This is a genomic window from Arthrobacter sp. GAS37, assembly GCF_044908325.1.
In the GTDB taxonomy this organism is placed as follows: domain Bacteria; phylum Actinomycetota; class Actinomycetes; order Actinomycetales; family Micrococcaceae; genus Arthrobacter; species Arthrobacter ramosus.
Genome location: NZ_JBIYDB010000052.1, coordinates 1 through 24,153, shown reverse-complemented (window position 1 = coordinate 24,153; position 24,153 = coordinate 1). Strand labels below are relative to the sequence as shown.

The 24,153-nt window shown below is 64.1% G+C and carries 19 protein-coding genes and 2 pseudogenes; 13 read left to right on the top strand and 8 right to left on the bottom strand.

Going from position 1 to position 24,153, the window contains the following annotated elements:
* Positions 1 to 602, bottom strand: a pseudogene (locus ABH924_RS22940) (HNH endonuclease); the annotation flags it as partial.
* 267 nt (positions 603 to 869) lie between these two features.
* On the opposite strand from ABH924_RS22940, the gene pdxS reads away from it, so the two are divergent.
* Complete coding sequence (gene pdxS / locus ABH924_RS22935) at positions 870 to 1,796, top strand: pyridoxal 5'-phosphate synthase lyase subunit PdxS (RefSeq protein WP_284982234.1); 927 nt, start codon at positions 870 to 872, stop codon at positions 1,794 to 1,796.
* Positions 1,797 to 2,108: 312 nt separating this feature from the next.
* Here the strand turns inward: pdxS and ABH924_RS22930 are convergent, their stop codons facing one another.
* The 3 genes from ABH924_RS22930 to ABH924_RS22920 are packed head-to-tail and all read right to left on the bottom strand — an operon-like array spanning position 2,109 to position 6,215.
* Positions 2,109 to 4,121: a M3 family metallopeptidase gene (locus ABH924_RS22930; protein WP_404502562.1), complete on the bottom strand. Its 2,013-nt coding sequence runs from the start codon at positions 4,119 to 4,121 to the stop codon at positions 2,109 to 2,111.
* Between the two features lie 49 nt (positions 4,122 to 4,170).
* Positions 4,171 to 4,923: a type 1 glutamine amidotransferase gene (locus ABH924_RS22925; protein ID WP_404502560.1), complete on the bottom strand. Its 753-nt coding sequence runs from the start codon at positions 4,921 to 4,923 to the stop codon at positions 4,171 to 4,173.
* Entirely contained in the window at positions 4,920 to 6,215 is a 1,296-nt protein-coding gene (locus ABH924_RS22920; protein ID WP_404502558.1) for a MurT ligase domain-containing protein, read from the bottom strand. Before ABH924_RS22920 ends, ABH924_RS22925 begins: the two co-directional genes overlap by 4 nt.
* Before the next feature lie 100 nt (positions 6,216 to 6,315).
* On the opposite strand from ABH924_RS22920, the gene pdxT reads away from it, so the two are divergent.
* The 9 genes from pdxT (at position 6,316) to ABH924_RS22875 (ending at position 16,196) form a co-directional block, all read left to right on the top strand.
* On the top strand, positions 6,316 to 7,017 hold the full coding sequence (pdxT, locus tag ABH924_RS22915; RefSeq protein ID WP_404502556.1) for a pyridoxal 5'-phosphate synthase glutaminase subunit PdxT: 702 nt from the start codon (positions 6,316 to 6,318) through the stop codon (positions 7,015 to 7,017).
* A 3-nt stretch (positions 7,018 to 7,020) separates the two neighbouring features.
* Complete coding sequence (locus ABH924_RS22910) at positions 7,021 to 7,776, top strand: YebC/PmpR family DNA-binding transcriptional regulator (protein ID WP_234754258.1); 756 nt, start codon at positions 7,021 to 7,023, stop codon at positions 7,774 to 7,776.
* A 45-nt stretch (positions 7,777 to 7,821) separates the two neighbouring features.
* A complete protein-coding gene (gene ruvC, locus ABH924_RS22905) occupies positions 7,822 to 8,400 on the top strand; it encodes a crossover junction endodeoxyribonuclease RuvC (protein ID WP_078108969.1) in 579 nt (192 codons plus the stop codon).
* An 89-nt stretch (positions 8,401 to 8,489) separates the two neighbouring features.
* Complete coding sequence (ruvA, locus tag ABH924_RS22900) at positions 8,490 to 9,134, top strand: Holliday junction branch migration protein RuvA (RefSeq protein ID WP_404502553.1); 645 nt, start codon at positions 8,490 to 8,492, stop codon at positions 9,132 to 9,134.
* On the top strand, positions 9,127 to 10,203 hold the full coding sequence (gene ruvB, locus ABH924_RS22895) for a Holliday junction branch migration DNA helicase RuvB (RefSeq protein ID WP_404502551.1): 1,077 nt from the start codon (positions 9,127 to 9,129) through the stop codon (positions 10,201 to 10,203). Before ruvA ends, ruvB begins: the two co-directional genes overlap by 8 nt.
* A 190-nt stretch (positions 10,204 to 10,393) precedes the next feature.
* A complete protein-coding gene (yajC, locus tag ABH924_RS22890; RefSeq protein ID WP_404502568.1) occupies positions 10,394 to 10,777 on the top strand; it encodes a preprotein translocase subunit YajC in 384 nt (127 codons plus the stop codon).
* Between the two features lie 109 nt (positions 10,778 to 10,886).
* Positions 10,887 to 12,641, top strand: coding sequence for a protein translocase subunit SecD (gene secD / locus ABH924_RS22885; RefSeq protein WP_234754248.1), 1,755 nt, complete (start codon positions 10,887 to 10,889; stop codon positions 12,639 to 12,641).
* Complete coding sequence (gene secF / locus ABH924_RS22880) at positions 12,641 to 13,654, top strand: protein translocase subunit SecF (RefSeq protein WP_234754246.1); 1,014 nt, start codon at positions 12,641 to 12,643, stop codon at positions 13,652 to 13,654. Before secD ends, secF begins: the two co-directional genes overlap by 1 nt.
* 148 nt (positions 13,655 to 13,802) lie before the next feature.
* Positions 13,803 to 16,196: a RelA/SpoT family protein gene (locus ABH924_RS22875; protein ID WP_404502548.1), complete on the top strand. Its 2,394-nt coding sequence runs from the start codon at positions 13,803 to 13,805 to the stop codon at positions 16,194 to 16,196.
* Positions 16,197 to 16,207: 11 nt separating this feature from the next.
* On the opposite strand, the gene ABH924_RS22870 is transcribed toward ABH924_RS22875, so the two are convergent.
* The 3 genes from ABH924_RS22870 to ABH924_RS22860 form a co-directional block, all read right to left on the bottom strand.
* Positions 16,208 to 16,873 (bottom strand): hypothetical protein, encoded by a 666-nt coding sequence (locus ABH924_RS22870; protein WP_404502546.1) that lies wholly within the window; start codon positions 16,871 to 16,873, stop codon positions 16,208 to 16,210.
* Positions 16,874 to 16,979: 106 nt separating this feature from the next.
* A complete protein-coding gene (locus ABH924_RS22865) occupies positions 16,980 to 18,614 on the bottom strand; it encodes a DUF349 domain-containing protein (RefSeq protein ID WP_404502544.1) in 1,635 nt (544 codons plus the stop codon).
* Positions 18,615 to 18,679: 65 nt separating this feature from the next.
* The gene (locus tag ABH924_RS22860; RefSeq protein ID WP_404502566.1) at positions 18,680 to 19,447 is read right to left on the bottom strand and encodes a peptidylprolyl isomerase; all 768 of its coding nucleotides are present in this window, start codon (positions 19,445 to 19,447) and stop codon (positions 18,680 to 18,682) included.
* 258 nt (positions 19,448 to 19,705) lie between these two features.
* Here ABH924_RS22860 and hisS point away from each other — a divergent pair, with 258 nt between their 5' ends.
* From hisS to ABH924_RS22845, 3 genes are all read left to right on the top strand, one after another.
* A complete protein-coding gene (hisS, locus tag ABH924_RS22855) occupies positions 19,706 to 21,064 on the top strand; it encodes a histidine--tRNA ligase (protein WP_234754242.1) in 1,359 nt (452 codons plus the stop codon).
* 148 nt (positions 21,065 to 21,212) lie between these two features.
* Complete coding sequence (gene aspS / locus ABH924_RS22850) at positions 21,213 to 23,006, top strand: aspartate--tRNA ligase (protein WP_404502542.1); 1,794 nt, start codon at positions 21,213 to 21,215, stop codon at positions 23,004 to 23,006.
* Between the two features lie 100 nt (positions 23,007 to 23,106).
* On the top strand, positions 23,107 to 23,877 hold the full coding sequence (locus ABH924_RS22845) for a GNAT family N-acetyltransferase (RefSeq protein WP_404502564.1): 771 nt from the start codon (positions 23,107 to 23,109) through the stop codon (positions 23,875 to 23,877).
* Between the two features lie 10 nt (positions 23,878 to 23,887).
* Here ABH924_RS22845 and ABH924_RS22840 read toward each other — a convergent pair.
* A pseudogene (locus ABH924_RS22840) lies at positions 23,888 to 24,153 on the bottom strand (hypothetical protein); the annotation flags it as partial.

The window sequence follows — 24,153 nt, the reverse complement described above, 5'->3', positions numbered from 1 at the left end:
GAGGCCAGTGCGAGCCGGCGCCTCGCCTCGCTGATGCTGATCCGCAGCCTGGCGCGCAGGAATTCGGCGGCGTTCCGGTACCCGTCGTCGACCGCGTCGGCTGCTGCCGCAAGGCCGGCGGCAGAGCCTTCCGGGCCGGCCGCGGCAGCAGTATCGGCTTCAGTTCCCGCGACCGGTGCGGCTGCGGTATCGGCTGCGGTGGGTTCGGTCCAGCCGGTCCGCCATCCCGGCGTCGGGGATGCCTGCCGTGCCGCCTGGGCTTCGCGCCGGGTCCGCTCCACGGCCCCGGCGGCCACGAGCTGCAAAAACTCCACCGTCCGCGAGATCTCCTCGACCTTGCCGGCGAAATCCGCGGCATCAGGGAAAGCAAACACGCCGGCATCGGAGACAGCAGTTGAGCGCAGCGCATCCATCGCCGCAAGTGCCCGATCAAGGTCAGGTGCGGGCGACGGCACGGCCCGCGACGGCACGGCGGCCGGGCTTTGCTGCCCGGCATGCCAGGCAGGAACGGGCTTCAGGCGGCGGGACAGACGTCCCAAGGACGCGATCCCGACCTCGGGCGGGGCTGCCCGACGTGCCACGAGTTGACCGATGCCTTCCATGAATAAACCCTGTCACGGGGGTCTGACATTTATAGCCCAGCTAGCTTGCGATCGGGTCCTCGTCCTTATATCAGGCGGTCTGCGGCGTCCGTCGGTGCCGGCGGAACTGCGTGGCCGGTGCTGGTAATCAAGTACGACGGGCACAGCGCAGGGGACTAGTATTGAAGTTACTTGGTCAATGTGACCTGGAAATCCGGTGTGCGCTGTGTGTGGCCCCTGTCCGCCTGCGCCCCGGCCAAGGTCTTCTATCTACCCATAGGGGTTTTTGTGTCTACACCTGATGTAAGCAACGAAGCCGGTTCGTCCGCAGCCAGCGTTACGGGCAGCAACCGCGTCAAGCGCGGCATGGCCGAGATGCTCAAGGGCGGCGTCATCATGGACGTCGTCAATGTCGAGCAGGCCCGCATCGCCGAAGATGCCGGCGCCGTGGCCGTCATGGCGCTCGAGCGCGTTCCCGCCGACATCCGCGCCCAGGGCGGAGTGTCCCGCATGTCGGACCCGGACATGATCGATGCGATCATCGCCGCTGTGTCCATCCCCGTCATGGCCAAGGCCCGCATCGGCCACTTCGTCGAGGCCCAGGTCCTGCAGTCCCTGGGCGTGGACTACATCGACGAGTCTGAGGTCCTGACCCCGGCCGACTACACCCACCACATCGACAAATGGAACTTCACGGTTCCCTTCGTCTGCGGTGCCACGAACCTTGGTGAGGCGCTGCGCCGCATCAACGAGGGCGCGGCCATGATCCGCTCCAAGGGCGAGGCCGGCACCGGCGACGTCTCCAACGCCACCACCCACATGCGCCAGATCCGCGCCGAGATCCTCCGGCTCTCCACGCTGCCCGAGGACGAGCTCTATGTCGCGGCCAAGGAACTGCAGGCCCCGTACGAGCTCGTCAAGGAAGTTGCCGCGACCGGCAAGCTCCCCGTCGTGCTGTTCACCGCCGGCGGCATCGCCACCCCGGCCGACGCTGCCATGATGATGCAGCTCGGTGCGGACGGCGTGTTCGTCGGTTCGGGCATCTTCAAGTCCGGCAACCCGGCCCAGCGTGCCGCCGCCGTCGTGAAGGCCACCACCTTCTTCGACGACCCCGACGTCATCGCCAAGGTCTCCCGCGGGCTGGGCGAAGCCATGGTCGGCATCAACGTCGAGGAAATCCCCGAACCCCACCGCCTTGCCGAGCGCGGCTGGTAAGTCCTAGCTAAGCCGGCGCGCTCGGTTGGCGCTTTTCCCCGCGCGTTTGATTGGTGCGCCGGACGGCGCTGATCCTCTGCGCGCTATTCCCCGCGCCCGCTGCCGCGGCTTTGCAGCCGTGAGGGGCGGGGGCCCTTTTACGCGCGCTGCCGGATCACACCGCCCGACGCCTTGCGCGCCGCTAAGTACGACGGCGGCCGGTCACCTTTTCGGTGACCGGTCGCCGTCGTGCGTTAACCCAAGTAGCTAGCAGTTGATGTCGTTATGAGGGCCCAAAACGACAACAATTGCGAGTCAGTTGGGCCAGCTCTGCTACTCGAGTCCGCGGCGCTTCAGGAGGGGCTCGAGGGAGGCCTCGCGGCCCCGGAGGGTGCGGAACGATTCCAACGGATCCCGGCTATTGCCACGGGAGAGCAGTTCCGAGCGGAATCGTTCGCCGTTCCGGCGCAGCAGCCCGCCGTTTTCCGTGAACCAGTCCACCGTTTCCGCGTCAAGCACTTCACTCCAGATGTAGGAGTAGTACCCGGCTGCGTAGAAATCCCCGGCAAAGATGTGCTGGAAATATCCCGTGCGGTACCGGGGCGGTATGAGGGAGTGCGCCACGCCGGCCGCAGCCAATGCCTTGGCCTCGAAAGCCTGCGCATCGTCTGGAACGCCGTCTACTTCCAACACGTGCCAGGCCAGATCCAAAAGGGCGGCACCGAGGTACTCCGTGGTCGCGAAACCTTCGCCCCAAAGCTTGGACTCGTTGAGACGTTCAATAGTGTCCCGGGGGAGCGGTTCGCCGGTGGCGTGGTGGCGGGCGTAGTTGCCGATAATCTCGGGCCACATGATCCACATCTCGTTCACCTGTGACGGATACTCCACAAAGTCCCGGGGCACCGAGGTTCCGGAAAACCGCGGATACGTGACGTTGGAGAAGAGCCCGTGCAAGGCATGGCCGAACTCGTGGAAAGTGGTCCGTACTTCGTCCAGGGTGAGAAGCGTCGCTTCTCCAGCCGGCGGTTTGGAGATGTTCAGGTTGTTGATCACCACTGGCTTGGTACCCAGCAGTGCTGATTGTTCGACGAGCGAGTCCATCCAGGCGCCACCGCGCTTGGAGTCCCGCGAGTAGTAGTCGCCCAGGAAAAGCCCAAGCTCAGAGCCGTCCTCGTTCCGCACTTCCCAGACGCGGACGTCGGGGTGATATCCCTCAAGGTCTTTGCGCTCGTGGAAAGTAATACCGAAGAGGCTCGTGGCTGCGAAGAACACGCCGTCCACCAGTACCCGATCCAGTTCGAAGTAGGGCCGAAGCAACTGTTCGTCCACCTCGTAGCGCTCCCGCCGGACCTTCGAGGAGTAGTACGCCCAATCCCAGGCTTCCAGCGGGTGCCCTGCGCTCTCCGCCAAGGCTGCCGCTTCGGCGTCGGCGTTTCGGATGGCGGCAGGAGCGAGGCGGTTGAGCATCGCCTGCACGGCCGCGAAGTCGGGTGCGGTCTGGCGGTCCATGACTAGTTCAGCGTAGTTGCCGAACCCGAGAAGGCTCGCCTTCTCGGCCCTCAAACGCACCATCGCCTTCGCCAATTCCAGGACGTCCAGGCTGCCGCCGTCACTGCCCCGCGCGATGGACGCCTCATAGAGGCGGCGCCGGAGCTCGCGGTTCTGCAAAGAAGCCAAAGCAGGCTGGTTGCTCGGCTGTATGAGGGTCAGGAGGTACTTCCCCTCGTGCCCGGCCGTGCGAGCTGCCTCGGCGGCGCTGGCGATATCGTCCGCTGGCAGGCCGGCAAGTTCCGTGGCGTCATCCACCACAAGGGCTGCGGCCTTCATGGCTTCCTTGACGCGTTGTCCGTACTCCGTTCCCAAACGGGAGAGCTCCGCATTGAGCCCCTTGAGCTTTTCCTGGTCATCTGGATCAAGCTGGATCCCCGACTGGCGGAATTCCCTCAGGTACTCCTGCACCAGCCGGATGGATTCGTCATCAAGTCCCGAGGTGTCTATGGCTGCAAATCGCTCGTACAGTCCGCGGTTGAGGTAGACCGCGTCCTGATGGCTCGCGAAACGCGGAGACAGCTCGGTTTCGAGTTCGCGGATGGCCTCCGAGGCATCGGCAGAAACCAGCGTGAAGAAGGATGCCGCTGCCCGCTCCAGCAGGCGGCCGGAGCGTTCCATCGCAACTGCCGTGTTTTCGAAGGATGCGGGCTCCGGATTCTCCACGATGGACTGGATTTCGGCCAGGTGCTCAGCGAGGCCGGCATCCACAGCTTCGGCGTAGTGGCTGTCCCGGATCGTTGCGAAGGGCGGCAGTCCGAAGGGAAGGGTACTCGGCTCCAAGAGTGGGTTCGTCATGAAGCAACCCTTTCATGCAAGGCCCCCGCCCACAACGGTTTTCCTCGTGTTAGCGCGGCCGCCGCGCCGCATGTTCACGCGCCAGGCGGGCGAAGCCGTCGTCGGGCGTTCCGGGGACGAAAGTGCCGTACTTGCGTTCGACTGCGGTCCGGATCAGGAAATCGGCGATCGCAGGATTCTTGGGCAACAAGGAACCGTGCAGGTAGCTGGCAACAACATTCCGGTGCCTGGCGCCTTCATGGTTGTCTTTGCTGTTGTTGCCGGCACCCTTGGACACGGTGCCGAGGGGCTCGACGCCGGGACCCAGGGCAGTCTGTCCGCTGTGGTTTTCGTAGCCCATTATTTCGCCGAACTCGGGCGAGGTGAGCGTGACGTTTCCGATGAGGCGTTCATCGGTGCCGACGGTCTCGACATCCAGGATGCCGATGCCGGGGATGACGGGGCCGGTCTTTGTCTTGAAGAACTTGCCGAAAAGCTGGTAGAGACCGCAAATAACCAACATGGGCGTTCCGTCGTCTGCCATCTCGCGGAGTTGCCCGCCTCGTGCCTGGAGATCGTCCTGGATGACTACCTGGCCACTGTCCTGGCCGCCGCCGCCCACAATGAGATCGACATCTTCGGGGAAGTCGTCGCCCACGTTGTATTCAAGGAGCTCAGGCGTGTAACCGTGCCAGAGCAAGCGCTGCCGCAGGACGAGTGCGTTGCCCCAGTCGCCGTAAATGTTCATGTCACGGGGATACAGCTGGAGGACCCGGATGGTGCCCTTGCTGGCGTGGAGGGCGGTGTCTTCGGCCGGGGTCATGAGACCACCTCTACTGTGGTGATTTTGGAGAGTTCGCGCCGGATGGCCAACATCGCGGTGTACGTGCAGAAGACGCGTTTCGGCTTGCCCGCCGACCCCCGGATGAATTCAGCCAGGGCTGCAGGGATGTCTGTGTCCACTGAACCGAAACGGACCTCGTCGTACTGGAGGCGCAGGGCCATGTCGTATGCACGGACGCCGGTCAGGACCTCGACACCGTCCTCGCGCAGGGATTCGAATTCAACATCCCAGAGCCACGACATGTCACGGCCGTCGGCATAGTTGTCGTTGATGGCGATCATGGACGCGTAGCCCTTCGCCGGGAATGACTTCAGGCCCAGGCGGAAACCACTCGGGTTCTTCACCAGGACCAACTCAAGGGGCTGGCCATCCACCGTCAGGCTCTCCCCGCGGCCAAAGGCCGGAGCCACCTCGGAGAGCGCCTTGACCAGCTTGGCCGCATCGCCGGGCCTTCCGCTTGCCCCGGTGATGCTCCTGGCCAGCACCAACGCGGCCGCGGCATTGAAGATGTTGTAGACACCTCGGAGTTTCATGTGCGTCGACACGCGGGTTCCGTCGAACTCGAAGTCGGCGTCATCGGTACCGACCCGGCGGAGTACGACGTCGGCCGCCGGGGAGGCGGGAACGTCACCCCGGGGGCTGGTTCCGGGAGCCGTGGTCCGCATGTCGTCGTCGTTCGGGAAGGTGCTCCGGAGCGATTCGTCCAATCCGAAGTAGAGCACCTCGGGGCCGCTAACGGCTCCGGCAATACGGGCGACCCGGGGGTCCTCGCGGTTCAGGACTACGGTGCCGGTGGTGCGCTCGGCGATGCGCTGAAGGAGCATCGCGGTGGCGTCGATTTCGCCGAAACGGTCCAGTTGGTCGCGCAGGACGTTCAGGAGAAGGCAGTAGCGCGGCGGCACCTTGTTCACGAAATGCACGGCATGAGCTTCATCGAGTTCCAATACCGCGACGTCGGCGTGCAGCCTGCCGCGCCAGTCCACCTCACCCAGGAGCGCAGCTGCGACGCCACGGGTGAAGTTGCTGCCCGTCCGGTTGGTGAAGACCTTCAGGCCCTGGCTCTCCAAGAGCTCCACCACCATTTTGGTGGTGGTCGTCTTGCCATTGGTTCCGCTCACCACCGCCACGCCGTGGGGGAGCGAGGACAACGTCCTCTGCATGAAGCCGGGGTCGATCTTCTCGACCACAAGGCCGGGCAAAGCCGAACCACCGCCACGCAACCGGGACACAGCACGGACCAGCTTGCCAAGTGGAACGGTGAACGAAAACATGCTCTGTAATATATCCCAGTTGGTGCATAAACCACGTGCCGTAGGCCAGCTCTGGGGTTGCCGGAGCGAGCCAGCAGTGGCAGCGCATTATGATGGTCGAATGACCAATCCCCCTTCCGAGGCGTCATCAAGCGTGGGCTCGGGCCTGCGCATCGGCGTCCTCGCACTACAAGGCGATTTTCGTGAGCACATCCACGCCGTCGAAGCGGCCGGTGCCACCGGCGTCGGCATCCGGCGTCCGGCGGAACTCGACGACATTGACGGCCTCATTATCCCCGGCGGCGAGTCGACCACTATCGACAAGCTGGCGCGCATCTTTGAACTCGCCGATCCCATCCGCAAGCAGATCGCGTCCGGCCTGCCGGTCTATGGATCCTGCGCCGGCATGATCCTGCTGGCCGACGACATCGCCGATCCCGCCACGGACCTCGCCGGGAATCCGCAGCAGACTTTCGGCGGATTGGACATCACGGTCCGTCGCAACGCCTTCGGGCGGCAGCGCGAGTCTTTCGAAACCGACCTTGACTTCAAAGGCCTCGAGTTCAGCGCAGGCGAGTCCGGCGTCGACCCCGTCCACGCCGTCTTCATCCGCGGACCGTGGGTGGAACGCGTCGGTCCCGGCGTCGAAATCCTTGCCCAGGTGGAACCGGGAAATGCCACCCACACGGACACTTTGCACGGGTTGGCTAGAATTGTTGCAGTGCGCTCAGGTCGGTTGCTGGCCACCTCCTTCCACCCGGAAGTGACTGGGGAGAAGCGCGTGCATGAATTGTTTATTCGAATGATCAGAGGGGAAGTTTAAAGCATGTCAGGCCACTCCAAATGGGCGACGACCAAGCACAAGAAGGCCATCCTCGATAGCCGCCGGGCCAAGTCGTTCGCCAAACTGATCAAGAACATCGAAGTCGCGGCCCGCATGGGCGGACCGGACCTTGCCGGCAACCCCAGCCTGGAACTGGCCGTCACCAAAGCCAAGAAGACATCGGTCCCCGCTGACAACATCGACCGCGCCATCAAGCGCGGAGCCGGCCTGACCGGCGAAGTGGTCGACTACACCGAGATCATGTACGAAGCCCGCGGCCCTCAGGGTTCCGCCCTTCTGATCGAGTGCCTCACGGACAACAAGAACCGTGCTGCCTCCGAGGTCCGGCTGGCTATCTCCCGCAACGGCGGCACCATTGCCGACCCCGGCTCGGTGAGCTACCTCTTCACCCGCAAGGGCGTCGTCAACCTGCCCAAGAACGGGCTCAGCGAAGACGACATCCTGATGGCCGTGCTCGACGCCGGCGCCGAGGAAGTCAAGGACAACGGCGAGAACTGGGAAATCCACTCGGAGCCCACCGATCTCCAGGCAATCCGCGAAGCCCTCAAGGAAGCCGGCATCGAATACGAGACGGACGAAGCTGAATTCGTCCCGTCCATGCAGGTGCCGCTGGACCTCGACGGAGCCAAGAAGTTCATGAAGCTCGTCGACGCCCTTGAGGATCTCGACGACGTCCAGAACGTGTACACCAACGCGGACATGAGCGAGGAAGTCCAGGCTGCGCTCGAAGCCGAGTAGCGCCCACTTGCAACACAGCTTCATAACAAACAGGGAGGCCCGGACTTGACTCTTCGCGTATTGGGAGTCGATCCGGGCCTCACCCGTTGCGGCATCGGAGTGGTCGACGTCGAACGGAACCGCCGCGCCACGATGGTGGCCGTCTGCGTCGTGGGAACCTCCCCGGAACAATCATTGGACCAGCGATTGCTGGTCATCGCCAAGGCCATCGATGAATGGCTGGACCTGTACAAACCCGATGTTCTTGCGGTCGAACGGGTGTTCTCCCAGTTGAACGTCAGTACGGTCATGGGCGTCGCACAGGCGTCCGGCGTGGTCATCGCGGCCGCTGCGCGGCGCGGCATCCCGGTGGCGCTCCACACGCCGTCGGAGGTCAAAGCTGCCGTCACGGGAAGCGGCACCTCCAACAAGGAAGCGGTGACAAAACTCATCACCAAGATCCTGCGACTGGACGCCCCGCCGCGCCCGGCCGACGCCGCGGACGCATTGGCCCTCGCCGTCACGCATGCTTGGCGGGCGGGCAGCGGTGCCGCCGTTGCCACCACAGGGCCAGGGAGCAGTGCGTTGACGCCGGCCCAGCGAGCGTGGGCTGAAGCCGAAGCGAAAGCGCGCCGCGCCCGGTAAATGTCGGTGGCCCTTGCTAGGGTATTCGTAGATATGTTCGGATAGCCCGCGGCGCAGCATGCGCGGGGCAGTACTTCAGGAGCCGGGTCTTGATCAGTTTTCTCCGCGGAACCGTGGCACACGTCAGTCTCTCCACGGCCGTCATCGATCTCAACGGTGCCGGTATGAGCGTCTACGCCACGCCCCAAACCCTCAGCCACCTGCATGTCGGCGAGGAAGCGAAGCTGTTCACTTCGTTGATCGTCCGGGAGGACTCCCTGACGCTCTTTGGTTTCTCGAACGACGACGAACGGGAAGTTTTCGATGTCCTGCTCAGTGTGAGCGGGGTGGGGCCGCGGCTGGCCCTCGCGGTCCTGGCGGTCCATGAGCCCGAAGCGATCCGGGTGGCCGCCCATTCCGGTGACGCCAAGTCATTCACCAAGGTCCCGGGCATCGGTCCGAAGGTCGCCGGCAGGATCGTGCTGGAGCTTGCGGGCAAACTCGTTCCTCACGGCACCGCGCCGGGGGCCGTCCCCGCCGTCGCGGCCGAGTCGGTCTGGAAACCGCAGGTGGTCGCTGCAATGACGAGCCTCGGCTGGTCGGAGAAGGACGCAGCCGGCAGCATCGACAAGGCAATGGCCGATTCTCCGGAACTTGCCGACGCCGGCAACGTCGCCCAGATCCTGCGTGCAACCCTTCGCTGGCTTGGGCAGGACGGCGCCCGCGCTGGAAACCGGGTAGGCAGCCGTGGCTGAGCAGTCCCTCGTGACCGGGGGAGAGGAACCCGAAGAGCGCATCATCGAGGCCGCACTGCGCCCGAAGAACCTGCACGACTTCGTCGGCCAGCACCGCGTCCGAAAGCAACTCTCGCTCGTACTGGAGGCCTCGAGAATGCGCGGCCGCAGCGCGGACCACGTCCTGCTTTCTGGCCCCCCGGGGCTGGGCAAGACCACGCTCTCCATGATCATCGCTGCCGAGATGAACGCTCCCTTGCGCATCAGCAGCGGGCCCGCCATCCAGCACGCGGGAGATCTCGCTGCCATCCTCTCCTCGCTCTCTGAGGGCGAGGTCCTGTTCCTCGACGAAATCCACCGGATGTCCCGGCCTGCAGAGGAAATGCTGTACATGGCCATGGAAGATTTCCGGGTGGACATCGTGGTGGGCAAGGGTGCGGGCGCCACTGCTATTCCGCTTGAGCTGCCGCCGTTCACCCTCGTTGGCGCCACCACACGGGCTGGCCTGCTGCCTGGTCCGCTGCGTGACCGTTTTGGTTTTACCGGGCACTTGGAGTTCTATTCCGTGGCGGAGCTTGAATTGGTTCTGCGTCGCTCGGCCGGATTGCTTGATCTTAAGGTCAACTCGGCCGGGTTCAGCGAGATCGCGGGCCGTTCCCGTGGAACTCCGCGTATCGCCAACCGGCTGCTGCGCCGTGTCCGGGACTGGGCTTTGGTCCACGGCATCGAGCAGATCGATGCCCGTGCCGCCTCCGCCGCGTTGGACATGTATGAGGTGGACCAGCGCGGCTTGGACCGCTTGGACCGTGCCGTACTGGAGGCCTTGATCCTCAAGTTCAACGGTGGTCCCGTGGGGCTCTCCACCCTCGCGATCGCCGTCGGGGAGGAGCCGGAGACCGTCGAAACGGTCGCCGAGCCGTACCTCGTGCGCGAAGGCCTTTTGGGGCGTACGCCGCGCGGCAGGATTGCGATGGCGTCCGCATGGACCCACCTTGGATATGCGGTGCCGGCAGGAGTGTTCGGGCAGGACCCGCTGGCGTTGTTCGAGAACAGCGAAAATGAGGCCGAAATCATCGATACCGGCCGTTAGCACGATCTATTCAGCTTTAGCCTCTAGACTGGTATGACACTCGGCACGTTCGAGTCCTTGGTTCTGTGCCCGCCCGTCGGAGCATTGTGCGGCCAAGTGGGGGAAAGCTCCACGGCCGCCGGATCCACCGGGCAGACATAGCCGTGAAACCAAAAACGTAAGTAAAGAACGGAACTTCCCTGTGGATCCAATGACAATCCTGCTGTTTGCCATGCTTGGCGTTTTCATCTTCATGATGTTCCGCCGCAACAAAAAGACGCAGCAAACGCAGGCCAAGCTGCAGTCCCAGTTCGCTCCCGGCGTTGACGTCATGACCAGTTTTGGTTTGTTCGGCCGGATCGTCTCGATGGACGACGCTGAGAACAAAGTTGTCCTTGAACTGTCTCCGGGCAACCTCGCCACGGTGCACCGCCAGGCCGTTACCAAGATTGTTGAGCCCGTCGAGGAGGCCTCAGTTGACGTTCCGGATGACGCGTCGTCGCTGACGGACGCTGACACCGACGCGTCGGCATCCACGGAGACCCCGGAGGAAAGCCTCAAGCGCCTCAATGATGAGGGCAAGAAGGACAGCTAGCCCGTACCCGCTCTACAAGCGGGAATAGTTCTACGGCAATGAATCGCCGCCGGCCTGCGCTCACCAGTGCACGTCGGCGGCTGTTCCGTCATCAACAGGAAGATCGAACATGGCACGAACCGGCCACAAAAATGCAGCCCGCAGGGTGCTGATCTGGCTTGTCGCAATATTCGCTGTACTGACAGCAGTCCTCGGTGGCGGTGTTCTCACTGGTCACGCCAGCTGGGCCCCAAAGCTCGCGCTTGACCTCGAGGGCGGCACGCAAATGATTCTCGCACCCAAGGTCGAAGGATCTACCGGCATCAACGAAGAACAGTTGAACCAGGCCGTCGCGATTATCCGTCAACGCGTTGACAGCTCCGGCGTTGCCGAAGCGGAAATCACCACGCAGTCCGGCCGTAACGTCGTGGTAAGCCTTCCCGGGACGCCAAGTTCGGAAACCCGTGCACTGATCCAGGCATCTGCCGACATGAACTTCCGTCCGGTGATCACCACCGGAGACCCTGCGGCCGTTCCGGTCGCATCACGGACGCCGGACGCGAGCCTGCCCAAGCCCACGGCCGCGCCGGCCAACGCAAGCGACAGCAACTGGGTGACAGCGGACGTCTACAAGGCCTTCGAAGCCCTGGACTGCGTCAATCCGGCCCAGGACAAGCAGCCGCGCTCAGATCCCGCCAAGCCGCTGGTGACCTGCGAGCCCGCAACTGCCAAGACTCCTGCCGTTAAATACATCCTTGGCCCGGTCGAGGTGAAGGGCCAGGACATCGTTTCGTCCTCCTTCGATCCCGTCCAGGGCGCACAGGGCTCGGTCACCAATGCGTGGGGCGTCACTATCACGTTCGATTCCAACGCCACCAAGACCTTCAAGGACGTTACCCAGAGGCTCAACCAGTTCTACGTGGCATCGCAGGCACAGGGCGGCAACGACCCCAAAGCCCAGTTCGCCATCGTCCTGGATGACCAGGTCATTTCCGCGCCTCGTGCCCTCGCCGTCATCACCGACGGCAAGCCGCAGATCACCGGCAACTTCACGCAAGCCTCCGCACAGGCCTTGTCGGACCAGCTCCGCTACGGCGCTTTGCCCATCAGCTTCGATATCCAGTCCGAGGAACAGATTTCCGCCACCCTCGGTGGCGAGCAGCTGCGTCTTGGCCTGCTGGCCGGTGTGATCGGGCTCCTGCTCGTGGTGGTCTATTCGCTCTTCCAGTACCGGGCCTTGGGCTTCGTCACGATCCTCTCCCTCGTGGTGGCCGGCGGACTCACGTACCTCGCCATCGCGATCCTTGGCTGGACTGAAAACTACCGGCTGTCCCTGGCCGGTGTGGCTGGTCTCATTGTGGCCATTGGCCAGACAGCCGACTCCTTCATCGTGTACTTCGAGCGCATCCGTGACGAACTTCGTGAGGGCAAGGGCCTCGTGTCCGCCGTCGCGAATGGTTGGAAGCGCGCCAAGCGCACGGTGCTTGCGTCCAAGGCCGTCAACTTGCTCGCTGCCCTGGTGTTGTACTTCGTCGCTGTTGGAAACGTCCGCGGGTTCGCCTTCACCCTTGGCCTCACCGCGCTGGCGGACCTCCTGGTCGTGTTCATGTTCACGCACCCCACGCTCCAGGTGCTGTCCCGGACCAAGTTCTTCGGGGAAGGGCACCGCTTCTCCGGCCTCGACCCTGAGCGCCTGGGCGCCGTGCCGCTGTACCGCGGTGCCGGCAGGCTCCGCACGCCGACGGAGAAGCCCGCCGTCGTGCGCGCGCGCAACACCGGTGCTGCCGCGGAAGCCGAGCGCCGTATGACCATCGCCGAACGTCGGCTTGCCGAGAAGCAAGCTCAGCTGGCTGGTTCTTCCAACGGCACCAAGGAGGAGAAGTAATGACCACGAGCTTCGCAAAGTTCGGCAACGAGCTCTACACGGGCAAGCGCTCTTACAACTTCGTATCCAGCAAGAAGATCTGGTTCATCATCGCCGCAGTGGCAGTGGCGATCTCCATCCTCCTGCCGGTGGTCAAGGGCGGCTACAACCTCGGAATCGACTTCCGGGGCGGTTCCGAGTTCACGGTGTCCAATGTGAAGACCACCGAGTCCGCCCCGGGCGAAAAGGCAGTCCACGACGTCGTTCCCGGTGCCGTTCCGCGCGTCGCCAACGTCGCCGGCAGCACCATGCGTATCCAGACCGACAAACTCAGCGATGACCAGACCATTAAGATCAAAACGGATCTCGCAAAGGCCTATGGCGTCACCGAAAACCAGGTCACCTCGACCTTCATCGGCCCCACCTGGGGGCAGGATGTCACCAAGCAGGCACTGATCGGCCTCGCGGTGTTCGTGGGCTTGGCCGCTCTTTTGATGGCTTTGTACTTCCGTACCTGGAAGATGTCGGTTTCTGCCCTTGCGGGCATGCTGGTCACGATGTTCTGCACGGCCGGTATCTACTCCTTGAGCGACTTCGAGGTGACACCGTCGGCCATCATCGGCTTCCTGACGGTTCTGAGCTACTCGCTTTACGACACCGTGGTGGTTTTCGACAAGATCCGTGAAAACACCTCGGACATCACCACCTCCAGCCGGCGCACTTTCGCCGAAGAGGTGAACCTTGCCGTCAACCAGACCCTGGTGCGCTCCATCAACACCATGATGGTGGCAGTATTGCCCGTCGCCGCGATTCTTTTCATCGGTGCCGGATTGTTGGGAGCAGGCACGCTCCGGGACCTGTCCCTCGCGTTGTTCGTCGGCATCCTGATCGGTACGGCGGCCACGATCTTCATCGCGGCTCCGCTCTACGCCTGGCTGCGCCAGAGCGAACCCGAGTTGCAGAAGCAGGCCAAGAAGGTGGCAACCCGACGCGCGGCAGCCGCCAGCGCGAACTCGGAAGCCGCCGCCGTTTAGCCTGGTTTCCCGTTGAAGGGCCGGTCACCGCTGAAAAGCGGTGACCGGCCCTTTCCGTTCCTGGATCCGTCATCTGGGTACCGGTTCTTGGACAGGTCACCAGCGGGAATAGACTGGGAGAATTAAGTCAGTCGCGAGAGGTGCTTTTGTGGAGGAACGTACGACGTCGGCGCTGCCGGCGGGCGGAGAGGACGGCCTGAGCCGCGTGCCCGGCACCGCAACTGCAGCTACGGGAAGCACCGTTGATGGTGTGCCCGTGGACAGCCCGGGCGTGCGCCCGACGTTCCCCGGACGGCGCGAGCGGACGCGCTCGAGGCTGGCGAAATTGACTGGACGGGGCACGAGCACCTATTCGCCCATCCTCGAACCGCTCCTGCGGACAGTCAGGGCAAACAACCCCAAGGAAGACCTCGATCTCATCCAGCGGGCCTTTACCGTGGCCGAGCGCAGCCATCAGGGGCAGAAGCGGAAGAGCGGCGATCCGTACATCACGCACCCCGTGGCAGTGGCCACGATCCTGGCTGAATTGGGGCTCACCGGCACAACCCTGGCCGCTGCACTCTTGCACGACACTGTGGAGGACACTCCCTACACCCTCGCTGACCTGACGTGCGATTTCGGCCCGGAGGTCGCGATGCTCGTGGACGGTGTCACCAAGCTGGATAAGGTCCAATTCGGTGAGGCTGCACAGTCCGAGACTGTCCGCAAGATGGTCGTGGCCATGGCCAAGGACATCCGGGTGCTGATGATCAAGCTCGCCGACCGCCTACACAATGCCCGTACGTGGCGCTTTGTTTCCGCTGAATCATCCGCACGCAAAGCGCGCGAAACACTTGAGATCTTTGCGCCGCTGGCCCACCGCCTCGGCATGAACACCATCAAATGGGAACTTGAGGATCTCTCCTTCGCCGCTCTGTACCCGAAGGTGTATGAAGAAATCGTCCGGATGGTGGGGGACCGCACTCCGGAGCGCGAGAAGAGCCTGAGCGTCATCCGCAACCAGATTGCCGAAGACCTGCGCGTCGCCCGCATCAAGGCCACCATCACGGGCCGCCCCAAGCATTACTACTCGATCTACCAGAAGATGATCGTCCGGGACAAGGACTTCGACGACATCAACGACCTCATGGGCGTGCGCGTCCTCGTGGACTCCGTCCGGGACTGTTACGCAGCTCTTGGCACCTTGCATTCGCGTTGGAACCCCCTGCCGGGGCGGTTTAAGGACTACATCGCCATGCCGAAGTTCAACATGTACCAGTCCTTGCACACCACCGTCATCGGGCCCGGGGGCAAACCCGTCGAGATCCAGATCCGTACCCACGAAATGCACCGCCGGGCCGAGTATGGTGTGGCGGCTCACTGGAAGTACAAGGATCAGCCCAACCGGACCGCCGTTGGCCCGGGGAGTCCCAAGGACGGCGACATGGGTTGGCTGCGTTCCTTGGTCGACTGGCAGCAGGAAACATCGGATCCGGGGGAATTCCTGGACTCGCTCCGTTTTGAGATCAACGCCCGGGAGGTGTTCGTCTTCACCCCCAAGGGTGAGGTCATGGCCCTTCCCGCAGGATCGACGCCGGTGGACTTCGCTTACGCGGTGCACACCGAGGTGGGTCACCGGACCATCGGTGCGCGGGTCAACGGCAAGCTGGTTCCGCTTAACAGCGAGCTCAATCATGGCGACTGGGTGGAGATCTTCACCTCCAAGGCCGAAGGCGCAGGACCGAGCCAGGACTGGCAGCATTTCGTCAAGAGCGCCCGGGCCCGCAACAAGATCCGGCAGTGGTTCAGCAAGGAACGCCGCGAAGAGGCCATCGAGCGCGGCAAGGACCAGCTGACCCGGGCCATGCGCAAGCAGAACCTGCCCCTGCAACGGCTCATGACACATGACGCCCTGTCCACGGTGGCGGAGGAATTCCACTACGTCGACATTTCCGGCCTGTATGCCGGTGTGGGCGATGGGCATACTTCGGCTCAGTCCGTCATGGAAAAACTCATGGAGCACCTTGGCGGCCATGAGACGCCCGATGAGGACCTGGACGAAGTCAGTATTCCCTCGCAACTCCAGAAGACCCGGTACTCGGACTCCGGCGTCATAGTACGGGGCGTAGGCGACGTCTGGGTGAAGCTGGCCCGTTGCTGCACGCCCGTACCGCCCGATCCGATCCTCGGGTTCGTGACGCGGGGCTCGGGCGTGTCGGTGCACCGCACGGACTGTACGAATGTCTCGGATCTCCGTGACCAGCCCGATCGCATCGTCGAGGTTGAATGGGCTCCGACCCAATCCAGCGTCTTCCTGGTTGAGATCCAGGTGGAAGCACTGGACCGGAAGTCGTTGCTCTCGGACGTCACCCGCGTGCTGTCGGAAAACCACGTCAACATCCTGGCTGCTTCGGTGCACACATCCAGCGACCGGGTTGCCATCTCCCGCTTCGCTTTCGAAATGGGCGATCCGAAGTACCTGCACCACGTGCTCAGTGCCGTGCGCAGGATCGACGGCGTCTTCGATGTCTACAGGACCACGGGGAACCGCAGGAGAAGCTAAGCTGTAGCAACTCAGGCGGCCGCCTCAGGTGGGAATACCTCGGCCTGCGGCGCGTCAGCGATTTGAGCCGGTGCGTCAGCGGTCAAAGCCAGCGCCGCGAGGGTGCGCAAAGCAGCCTTCTTGTGGGGCACCCTTGCGGACGCCTCCACCGCGAGGGTCAAGAGCCGCAGCCGGACACCCAACTCATCCTGGGACAGCAGCATTCGCAGCGCCGGCACGGCTCTGCTGGCTTCGACGTGGAGCGCCACATCCACGGCCGTCCGCAGGGGACTGGTCACGAGCAGCCCGCCGATGCTGACCACGTCCAGTTGGCCCAAGCGGACTTCGTGGAGGATGCAGCCCCGGGCCGAACGCAGGCTCGATATACGGTGTTTGGCGTCCACCAGGAGCGAAAGCCTCTCAGGGGCATCCGCGCAACCGTAGATCCAGGCCGCTGTCATGCGGCCCGCAATGACCTTCCTGCGAATGCGATCCGGAACCACCAGCGCGGCCGCGCGGGCGCGGAGCCTAGGCGTGACATCCAGCCCGGGAGGAATGAAGCTCTTCTCGTAAAGCGGGGTGAGCACCCCGTCCGCGGCCATCGATTGAAGCTCGGCCCACGTGAACATCGGGCTAGGCGCGTAAAGTTCCTGGGCAGGGAAGTCCTGTTGTTGCGGGGGCGGGAATCCTGGGGCCATTCAGCAATCATTGCGTGGCCTCCGCAACGGGAACAGGCCCCGTCCCGGTTATGTGGATAACCAGGACGGAGCCTGTCAGCTCAGGTAGTACTGTCAGCCCATGCTGTTAGGCGAGATCGCCGGCCGAGCGCTGGATCTGGTCGAGCCAAGCCTCGCGGGCCTCAAGGGCCTCACGTGCATTCTTGATGCGGCGCTGGTCTCCGGCCTTTTCAGCCTTTTCCAGGTCTTCCCTCAGACCGGCGATGGCCGCCTCCAGCTGCGACAGGGCGCTGTTGGTGCGGGCCTTGGTCTCCGGGTTGCTCCGGCGCCACTTGTCCTCTTCGGCTTCGTGGACGGCGTCCTCAACCTTGCGCAGGCCGGCTTCGATCCTGCCCATGTCGGCGCGGGGGACCTTTCCGGCTTCTTCCCAGCGGTCACGGATGGACTGGAGGGCCTTCTTGGCAGCATTGAGATCCGTGATCGGCAGCAGGGCCTGGGCCTCGACAATGAGCTCTTCCTTGACGGAAAGGTTCGCTGTGTACTGCTGGTCGATCTCATCGTTGGCAGCCTGGCGGTTGCTGAAGAAGACGTCCTGCGCGGCACGGAACCGGAGCCAGAGGGCGTCGTCGTCCTTGCGGCTGGCGCGGGGCGTAGCCTTCCACTGGTCCATGAGCCGGCGGTATTCGCCCGCCGCGAAACCCCAGTCCGTGGAACTGGAGAGGGCTTCGGCCTCGACGATCAGCTGTTCCTTGGCGACCTTGGCGGCCGAGTTGGTGCTGTCCAACTGCGAGAAGTAGGCGCGGCGGTGGCGGTCGAAGACGGTACGGGCCGAGCGGAACCGCTTCCACAGTGCGTCCTCGTTGCTTCGTCCAAGCCGGATGCCGTTCTTTTGCGCTGTCTTCCAACTCTCGAAGAGTTCGTTCATGCGGGCGCTCGACGTCTTCCACTGGACCTGGGACGGGTCCTGGGACGCGATGGATTCGGCTTCGGCCACGATCGCCTCGCGTGCCGCGAGCTCTGCGGAGCGGGCGGCGTCGTGCGCTGCCTTCTCGGACTTCTCCAATTCGGAGATCTGTCCGGCCAAGGCATCAAGACGGGCTTCCGCAGTGCGGATATCGCCTACCATGTTGCGCTCAGCCAGCTGCTCGCGCAGGTGCTCGACCGTCTTCTGCATGTCCGTGGCCGGGGCCTTGGACTCCACGCGGTGTTCCATCAAAACGATCTGGGCGACCACGTCGTCGTACTTCCGGGCGAAGTATGCCAGCGCTTCGTCAGTGCTCACGCCCGGATACTGTCCCACCGGCTGCTCTTCGCCGTCGATGGTCAGGAAGACGTGGCCGTCACCCTCCGCTCGCCCCCATTTGGCGGCTTCCGCAAGGGACACAGCCGTAGGCTGGGCCGCCGGCGCGGCCGGAATCACACTGGCCGCTGCCTTCGGCCGGGCAGCAAATGCCGCGGGAGAGGGTGCATGCGAGGGGGCCGGACGTGGCGCCGGAGAAGCAGGCTTGGGGGCGGACTCGGCCGCTTCGGGCTCTGCCGCGTCGGCTACCGGGGCAGCGGGCTCTGCCGCGTCGGCTACCGGGGCAGCGGGCTCTGCCGCGTCGGCTACCGGGGCAGCGGGCTCTTCCGGGGTGTCGGCTACCGGGGCAGCGGGCTCAGCCGGGGCAGCTGACTCGACGCCGGTTTGCTCAGCTACGGGTGCCTGGATTTCTTCGTCGTTGGCCACTACTGCAGTTTCGTCGGATTTCTGACTGTCTGTCACCGCTAAAAGTCTTTCGCTTGGAGGGATTACTAAGGTAATGCGCCGTGGACCGTGGCCCGGGCTGGTTACTTCAGAGAAAACGAGTCTATCGTGACAGGTGCCACAGGGGCGCCGTCGGTGGCGCTGCTACCCGGATTAATACCTGCCTGGGCAATCTTCGTCACCACATCCATGCCGCTCGTCACCTTGCCGACGATCGTGTACCCGCCGGCAGAATCCGGGGGAATGACCGTGTCCTTGTACACGATGAAGAATTGGTGCCCGTTGCCGTAGGCGTTGTTGCCGGTCCTGGCGACGGCGATGGTTCCGGCCGGGTAGGTGTTGTTGGCGGGCGTGTTCTCCAGTGGTCCCCAGTGGAAGTTGGGGTCGTCGGTGGTGTCCGTCCCCTTGGCTCCGCACTGCAGCACCGAGAAGTTGTCGGCGGTGGTCAGTCGAGGGCACTTGAGCCCGCTGTAATAACCCGCATCAGTCAGGGATTTGAACACGGCTGCGGCCTGGGGAGCTGTTGTGCCATCCAGTTCGACGCCGACTGCCCCTCCATTGAGGCTGAGCTGGCCAGTGAACGTCTTACCCGCGGCGGTGTCCGCTTTGGGAATGCCGGCACTATTCGAGCCTGTCGCTGCGGCAGAAGCGGATGGGTTCGCAGAGGCGGACGGCGAACTCAGCCCGGCCTGCGCCGCTGCGAACTCCGATTCGCTCGGGTTCGAGTTGAACACCGTGAGTTGGAGCACGACGGCGGCAATCAGGGCGGCGGCGGCCACACCGACGGCGATCACATTGTCCCGGCGGCGGCGCTTGCCCTGTGCACGCCGAAGCTCGCGCTTGGCTTCCATCTGCCTGATGCGCCGTTTGGCTTCACGGTTGTCCCGCGGCCTTGTAGACAAGGGTCCTCCTGGTTGTCTGGACAAGCTTCCATCGCAGGCAAGCCCAACTGGTGCCCGCATTAGATGTGCAGGCGCCGAAAGCATAAACTGGCTGCCGCACATAGTTTATGCATGACTGGCTGGACACCCGCCTAACCTGAGCCGAATCGGCCCTTGGTTCGTGGCGACAGATCCCGCCCGCGCAATCATTGAGGAGAAATTTCCACCATGGCACGTACCGCCTCCCTGTCCGGATTCCCCGAGTGGCTTCCCCAGGAGCGGTTGGTGGAACTGCATGTGCTGGACACGTTGCGCAAGACGTTCGAACTCCATGGCTTCTCTTCGATTGAAACCCGCGCTGTGGAAACAGTCGGCCAACTCCTCCGCAAGGGCGAGATCGACAAAGAGGTGTACGGCCTCAGCCGCCTGCAGGAAGACGAGGACACCCCCCGAGACGAGAGCGGAAAGTCGGACAAGGCAGATCCCAACGCCTTGGCCCTCCACTTCGACCTCACGGTGCCGTTTGCCCGCTATGTCGTCGAGAACGCCGGCTACCTCGCCTTCCCGTTCCGGCGCTACCAGATCCAGAAGGTGTGGCGGGGGGAGCGTCCGCAGGAAGGCCGCGCCCGCGAGTTCACGCAAGCGGACATTGATGTCGTGGGCGACGGCGAGCTGCCTTTCCGCTATGACGTCGAGATTGCCCTCGTCATTGCGGAAGCGCTGAGCGCCCTTCCCATCCCGGACTTCCGCCTGCGGATCAACAACCGCAAGTTGGCCGAGGGCTTCTACCGCGGTATCGGCCTCACGGACACTGCCGGCGTGCTTCGCAGCATCGACAAGCTCGAGAAGATCGGCGAAGCGAAAGTTGCCGAATTGCTCAGGAACGAGCTTGGCGCCACGGATGAGCAGGCAGCACTTGCCTTGAAGCTCGCCAGCATCCGCACCGAGGACACGTCCTTTGTGGCGCAGGTGCGAGCCCTCGGAGTCTCGGACGAGCTCCTTGAAGAGGGCCTCAGCGAGCTGGAACAAGTCATCGAGGCTGCCGTGCAGCGCGCCCCCGGCAAGGTTGTTGCAGACCTCAGCATCGCCCGCGGCCTCGACTACTACACCGGTACCGTCGTCGAAACCGTCCTGGTAGGGCACGAGCAGCTCGGGTCCATCTGCTCCGGCGGCCGCTACGACGCCCTCGCCAGCAAGGGCAACCGCAAGTTCCCCGGCGTCGGTCTGTCGATCGGCGTGACCCGCCTCGTCTCCCGCATCCTGAGCCAGGAATTCGCGACGGCGTCGCGCTCGGTTCCCACGGCAGTGCTTGTGGCCCTGAACAACGACGACAGCTGGTCTGCAGCCCAGGATGTCGCGGCCCAGCTGCGCGGGCGGGGGATCGCAACCGAGGTAGCGGCCAAGGCCGAGAAGTTCGGCAAGCAGATCAAGTTTGCAGACCGCCGCGGCATTCCTTTCGTCTGGTTCACGGACGACGACGGCAAGCACCAGGTGAAGGACATCCGCACCGGAGAGCAAGTCGATGCGGATCCGGCCAGCTGGGAGCCGTCACCCGACGATCTCCACGTCCGCATCACCACGCGCTAGGTATGAACCGGCGCTTCAAAGGCAAAACCCCGAGGGCGCCGGCCGGGGGAGGGCGGCGCCTCGTGGCGGCCACGCTTCATCCATGCGGGTAAACTCGAACGGGATCGTTTAGCCATGATCCGCTGAAAATCATGTTGAAAGGAATGCTGTGCTGCGCACACATGACCTCGGATCCTTGCGTTCCGAGCACATTGGACAGACCGTCACCCTGGCAGGCTGGGTAGGCCGCCGCCGAGATCACGGTGGCGTGGCCTTCGTCGATCTGCGTGACGCGTCCGGTGTCGCCCAGGTGGTTGTCCGCGAGGAAGAGGTCTTCCACGGCCTGCGCAATGAATACGTGCTGCAGATCGTGGGCACCGTGAGCAAGCGTCCCGAGGGCAACGAGAACCCGCACCTCGCCACGGGTGAGATCGAGGTCATCGCTGAGAAAGTGGTGATCCTCAACACCTCGGACCCCCTGCCGTTCCAGATCGACGAGCACGTGGAGGTCGGTGAGGAAGCGCGCCTCAAGCACCGCTACCTTGACCTGCGCCGCCCCGGCCCCGCCCGGAACCTGCGCCTCCGCTCCGAAGCGAACCGCGTGGCCCGCGAACTGCTTCACCGGCAGGGTTACGTGGAGATCGAAACTCCCACACTGACGCGCTCGACGCCGGAAGGCGCCCGTGACTTCGTTGTTCCGGCGCGTCTGGCACCGGGATCCTGGTACGCGCTTCCGCAGTCACCGCAGCTTTTCAAGCAACTGCTCCAGGTGGGCGGTTTCGAAAAGTACTACCAGATCGCCCGTTGCTACCGCGACGAAGACTTCCGTGCGGACCGCCAGCCGGAATTCACCCAGCTCGACATCGAAGCCAGCTTCGTTGACCAGGACGACGTCATTGAGCTCGGCGAAAGCATCGTCAAGGCACTGTGGCAGCTGATCGACGTCGCGATCCCGACGCCGATCCGCCGCATGACCTACCACGAGGCTATGGCCAAGTACGGCTCCGACAAGCCGGATCTGCGCTTCGGCTTGGAACTCACCGAATTGACGGAGTTCTTCAAGGACACGAACTTCGGTGTCTTCAAGGCGCCCTACGTCGGCGCCGTCGTCATGCCCGGCGGAGCCTCGCAGGCCCGCCGCGCGCTGGATGCCTGGCAGGAGTGGGCCAAGCAGCGTGGCGCCAAGGGTCTTGCCTACGTGCTGTTCAAGGAAGACGGCGAGCTCACGGGCCCCGTTGCCAAGAACCTCACCGACACCGAACGTGCCGGCCTCGCCGACGCGGTGGGTGCAAAGCCCGGCGACTGCATCTTCTTCGCCGCCGGCGAGAAATCACCGTCCCGCGCCCTGCTGGGCGCTGCCCGCGTCGAGATCGGCCACCGCACCGGCCTGATCGACCCCAAGGACTGGGCTTTCGTCTGGATCGTGGACGCGCCGATGTTCGAACCAGCAGCCGCAGCCGTCGCCTCCGGCGATGTCGCGGTGGGTGGCGGACAGTGGACTGCCTTGCACCACGCTTTCACCTCCCCTAAGCCCGAGTTCCTGGACTCCTTTGACAAGGACCCGGAATCGGCCCTGTCCTACGCCTACGACATCGTGTGCAACGGCAACGAAATCGGCGGCGGATCCATCCGTATCCACGAGGCCGATGTCCAGGAGCGCGTTTTCGAGCTCATGGGCCTGGACAAGGAAGACGCGCAGACCAAGTTCGGCTTCCTCCTCGAGGGATTCAAGTACGGCGCACCTCCCCACGGCGGCATGGCCTTCGGTTGGGACCGCGTCGTGGCCCTGCTGGCCGGCGTGGACTCGATCCGCGACGTCATCGCTTTCCCGAAGTCGGGCGGCGGCTACGACCCCCTGACCGCTGCTCCTGCGCCCATCACGGCGCAGCAGCGCAAGGAAGCCGGAGTCGACTTCAAGCCTGAAGCCAAGGCTCAGGCGGCGCCGGCAGCCAAGTCGGAGTAGCTGGAAACCCTAGAAGTAACCCGGAGGCCCTCGCACATTGCGGGGGCCTCCGGCGTAGCATGACGGCGACTGATTTTGAGGAGGACGCGTGGCACAGGAAATGAGCCTTGCATTGATCGAAGAGCTGATGGATCGGGCATGGCCCGCCCCGGACCGTGAGGACACCGGGGCATGGGTCATGCGGGCCGCCGGTGGCGTCACACAGCGGGCAAACTCAGTCTGGCCCAAGGAACAGGCCGATGACCACGAGTCGGCAGTACGAGCTGCCAGGCAGTGGTACCGCTCCCGGCGCCTGCCGCTGATCTTCCAGGTTTTCGACGACGAGAGGAGCACGGGCCTCAACGCAGTGCTTGATGCGCAGCAATTCACCCGGCAGTCCGAGACCCTCATCATGGTCCGTCCGGGTGGCACCCTTCCCGGTGCCCGGCGCGACGACAGGGCCAACGACGTCGAGATCTCCGAAGAGCCTTCCGAGGAGTGGCTCCGGTTGTGGTGGTCCGTTGACGGGCGCGGCGGAGACGCCGAGCTCGACATTGCGCGGAAGATCCTGGCGTCGTGTCCCTCGATCTACGCCCTTGTCAGGGACGACGACGGCGCCCCGGCCGCCGTCGGGCGTCTCGCCCTGGTGGACGGCAAGGGAGGCATCTACTGCATGGCGACCGGGTCCGGACACCGTCGGCAGGGCTTCGGGCGGCAGGTGCTTGACGCGCTTCTGGAAGCGGGCGGCCACCGAGGCGTGGCCGAGTTCTGGCTACTGGTGATGGCCTCGAATACCGGTGCCCGGGCTCTGTACGAGGGCGCCGGCTTCGCAGAGCAAGGCAGGTACTTGTACCGGCAGGCCCGACCGCAGCGGGCATTGTCGGGCTGCTAGTTCCAGGCGGTCAGGCGCTCTGGAACGCGCCGCATTCCGGGAAGGGGTCGTTCACGAAACCTGGCTCGCCCGGATCGTCGGTGTCGTCCATGTCGTCGTCCTCGGGGTCGGGCCAGGGGTGTGCGGCGGTGAAGGAGTACCAGTCGGGGAAGGGATCCGCCGGCAGTTCCGGTTCCGGATATGCGGGCAGGTCTTGGCCCGGGTATGTGTCCGTCTCCGTGTCCGTGTCGGTGATGGGGGTGTGGTGTGGCCAGCGGGGTGGTTCCCAGTCCTGGT

What these genes read in the sequence shown, in the direction of transcription:
- ABH924_RS22930 (WP_404502562.1), bottom strand. Translation starts at nt 4,121, where the DNA reads ATGACGAACCCACTCTTGGAGCCGAGTACCCTTCCCTTCGGACTGCCG.
- ABH924_RS22925 (WP_404502560.1), bottom strand. Translation starts at nt 4,923, where the DNA reads ATGACCCCGGCCGAAGACACCGCCCTCCACGCCAGCAAGGGCACCATC.
- ABH924_RS22920 (WP_404502558.1), bottom strand. Translation starts at nt 6,215, where the DNA reads ATGTTTTCGTTCACCGTTCCACTTGGCAAGCTGGTCCGTGCTGTGTCC.
- pdxT (WP_404502556.1), top strand. Translation starts at nt 6,316, where the DNA reads ATGACCAATCCCCCTTCCGAGGCGTCATCAAGCGTGGGCTCGGGCCTG.
- ABH924_RS22910 (WP_234754258.1), top strand. Translation starts at nt 7,021, where the DNA reads ATGTCAGGCCACTCCAAATGGGCGACGACCAAGCACAAGAAGGCCATC.
- yajC (WP_404502568.1), top strand. Translation starts at nt 10,394, where the DNA reads ATGACAATCCTGCTGTTTGCCATGCTTGGCGTTTTCATCTTCATGATG.
- secD (WP_234754248.1), top strand. Translation starts at nt 10,887, where the DNA reads ATGGCACGAACCGGCCACAAAAATGCAGCCCGCAGGGTGCTGATCTGG.
- secF (WP_234754246.1), top strand. Translation starts at nt 12,641, where the DNA reads ATGACCACGAGCTTCGCAAAGTTCGGCAACGAGCTCTACACGGGCAAG.
- ABH924_RS22870 (WP_404502546.1), bottom strand. Translation starts at nt 16,873, where the DNA reads ATGGCCCCAGGATTCCCGCCCCCGCAACAACAGGACTTCCCTGCCCAG.
- ABH924_RS22860 (WP_404502566.1), bottom strand. Translation starts at nt 19,447, where the DNA reads ATGGAAGCCAAGCGCGAGCTTCGGCGTGCACAGGGCAAGCGCCGCCGC.
- hisS (WP_234754242.1), top strand. Translation starts at nt 19,706, where the DNA reads ATGGCACGTACCGCCTCCCTGTCCGGATTCCCCGAGTGGCTTCCCCAG.
- ABH924_RS22845 (WP_404502564.1), top strand. Translation starts at nt 23,107, where the DNA reads ATGAGCCTTGCATTGATCGAAGAGCTGATGGATCGGGCATGGCCCGCC.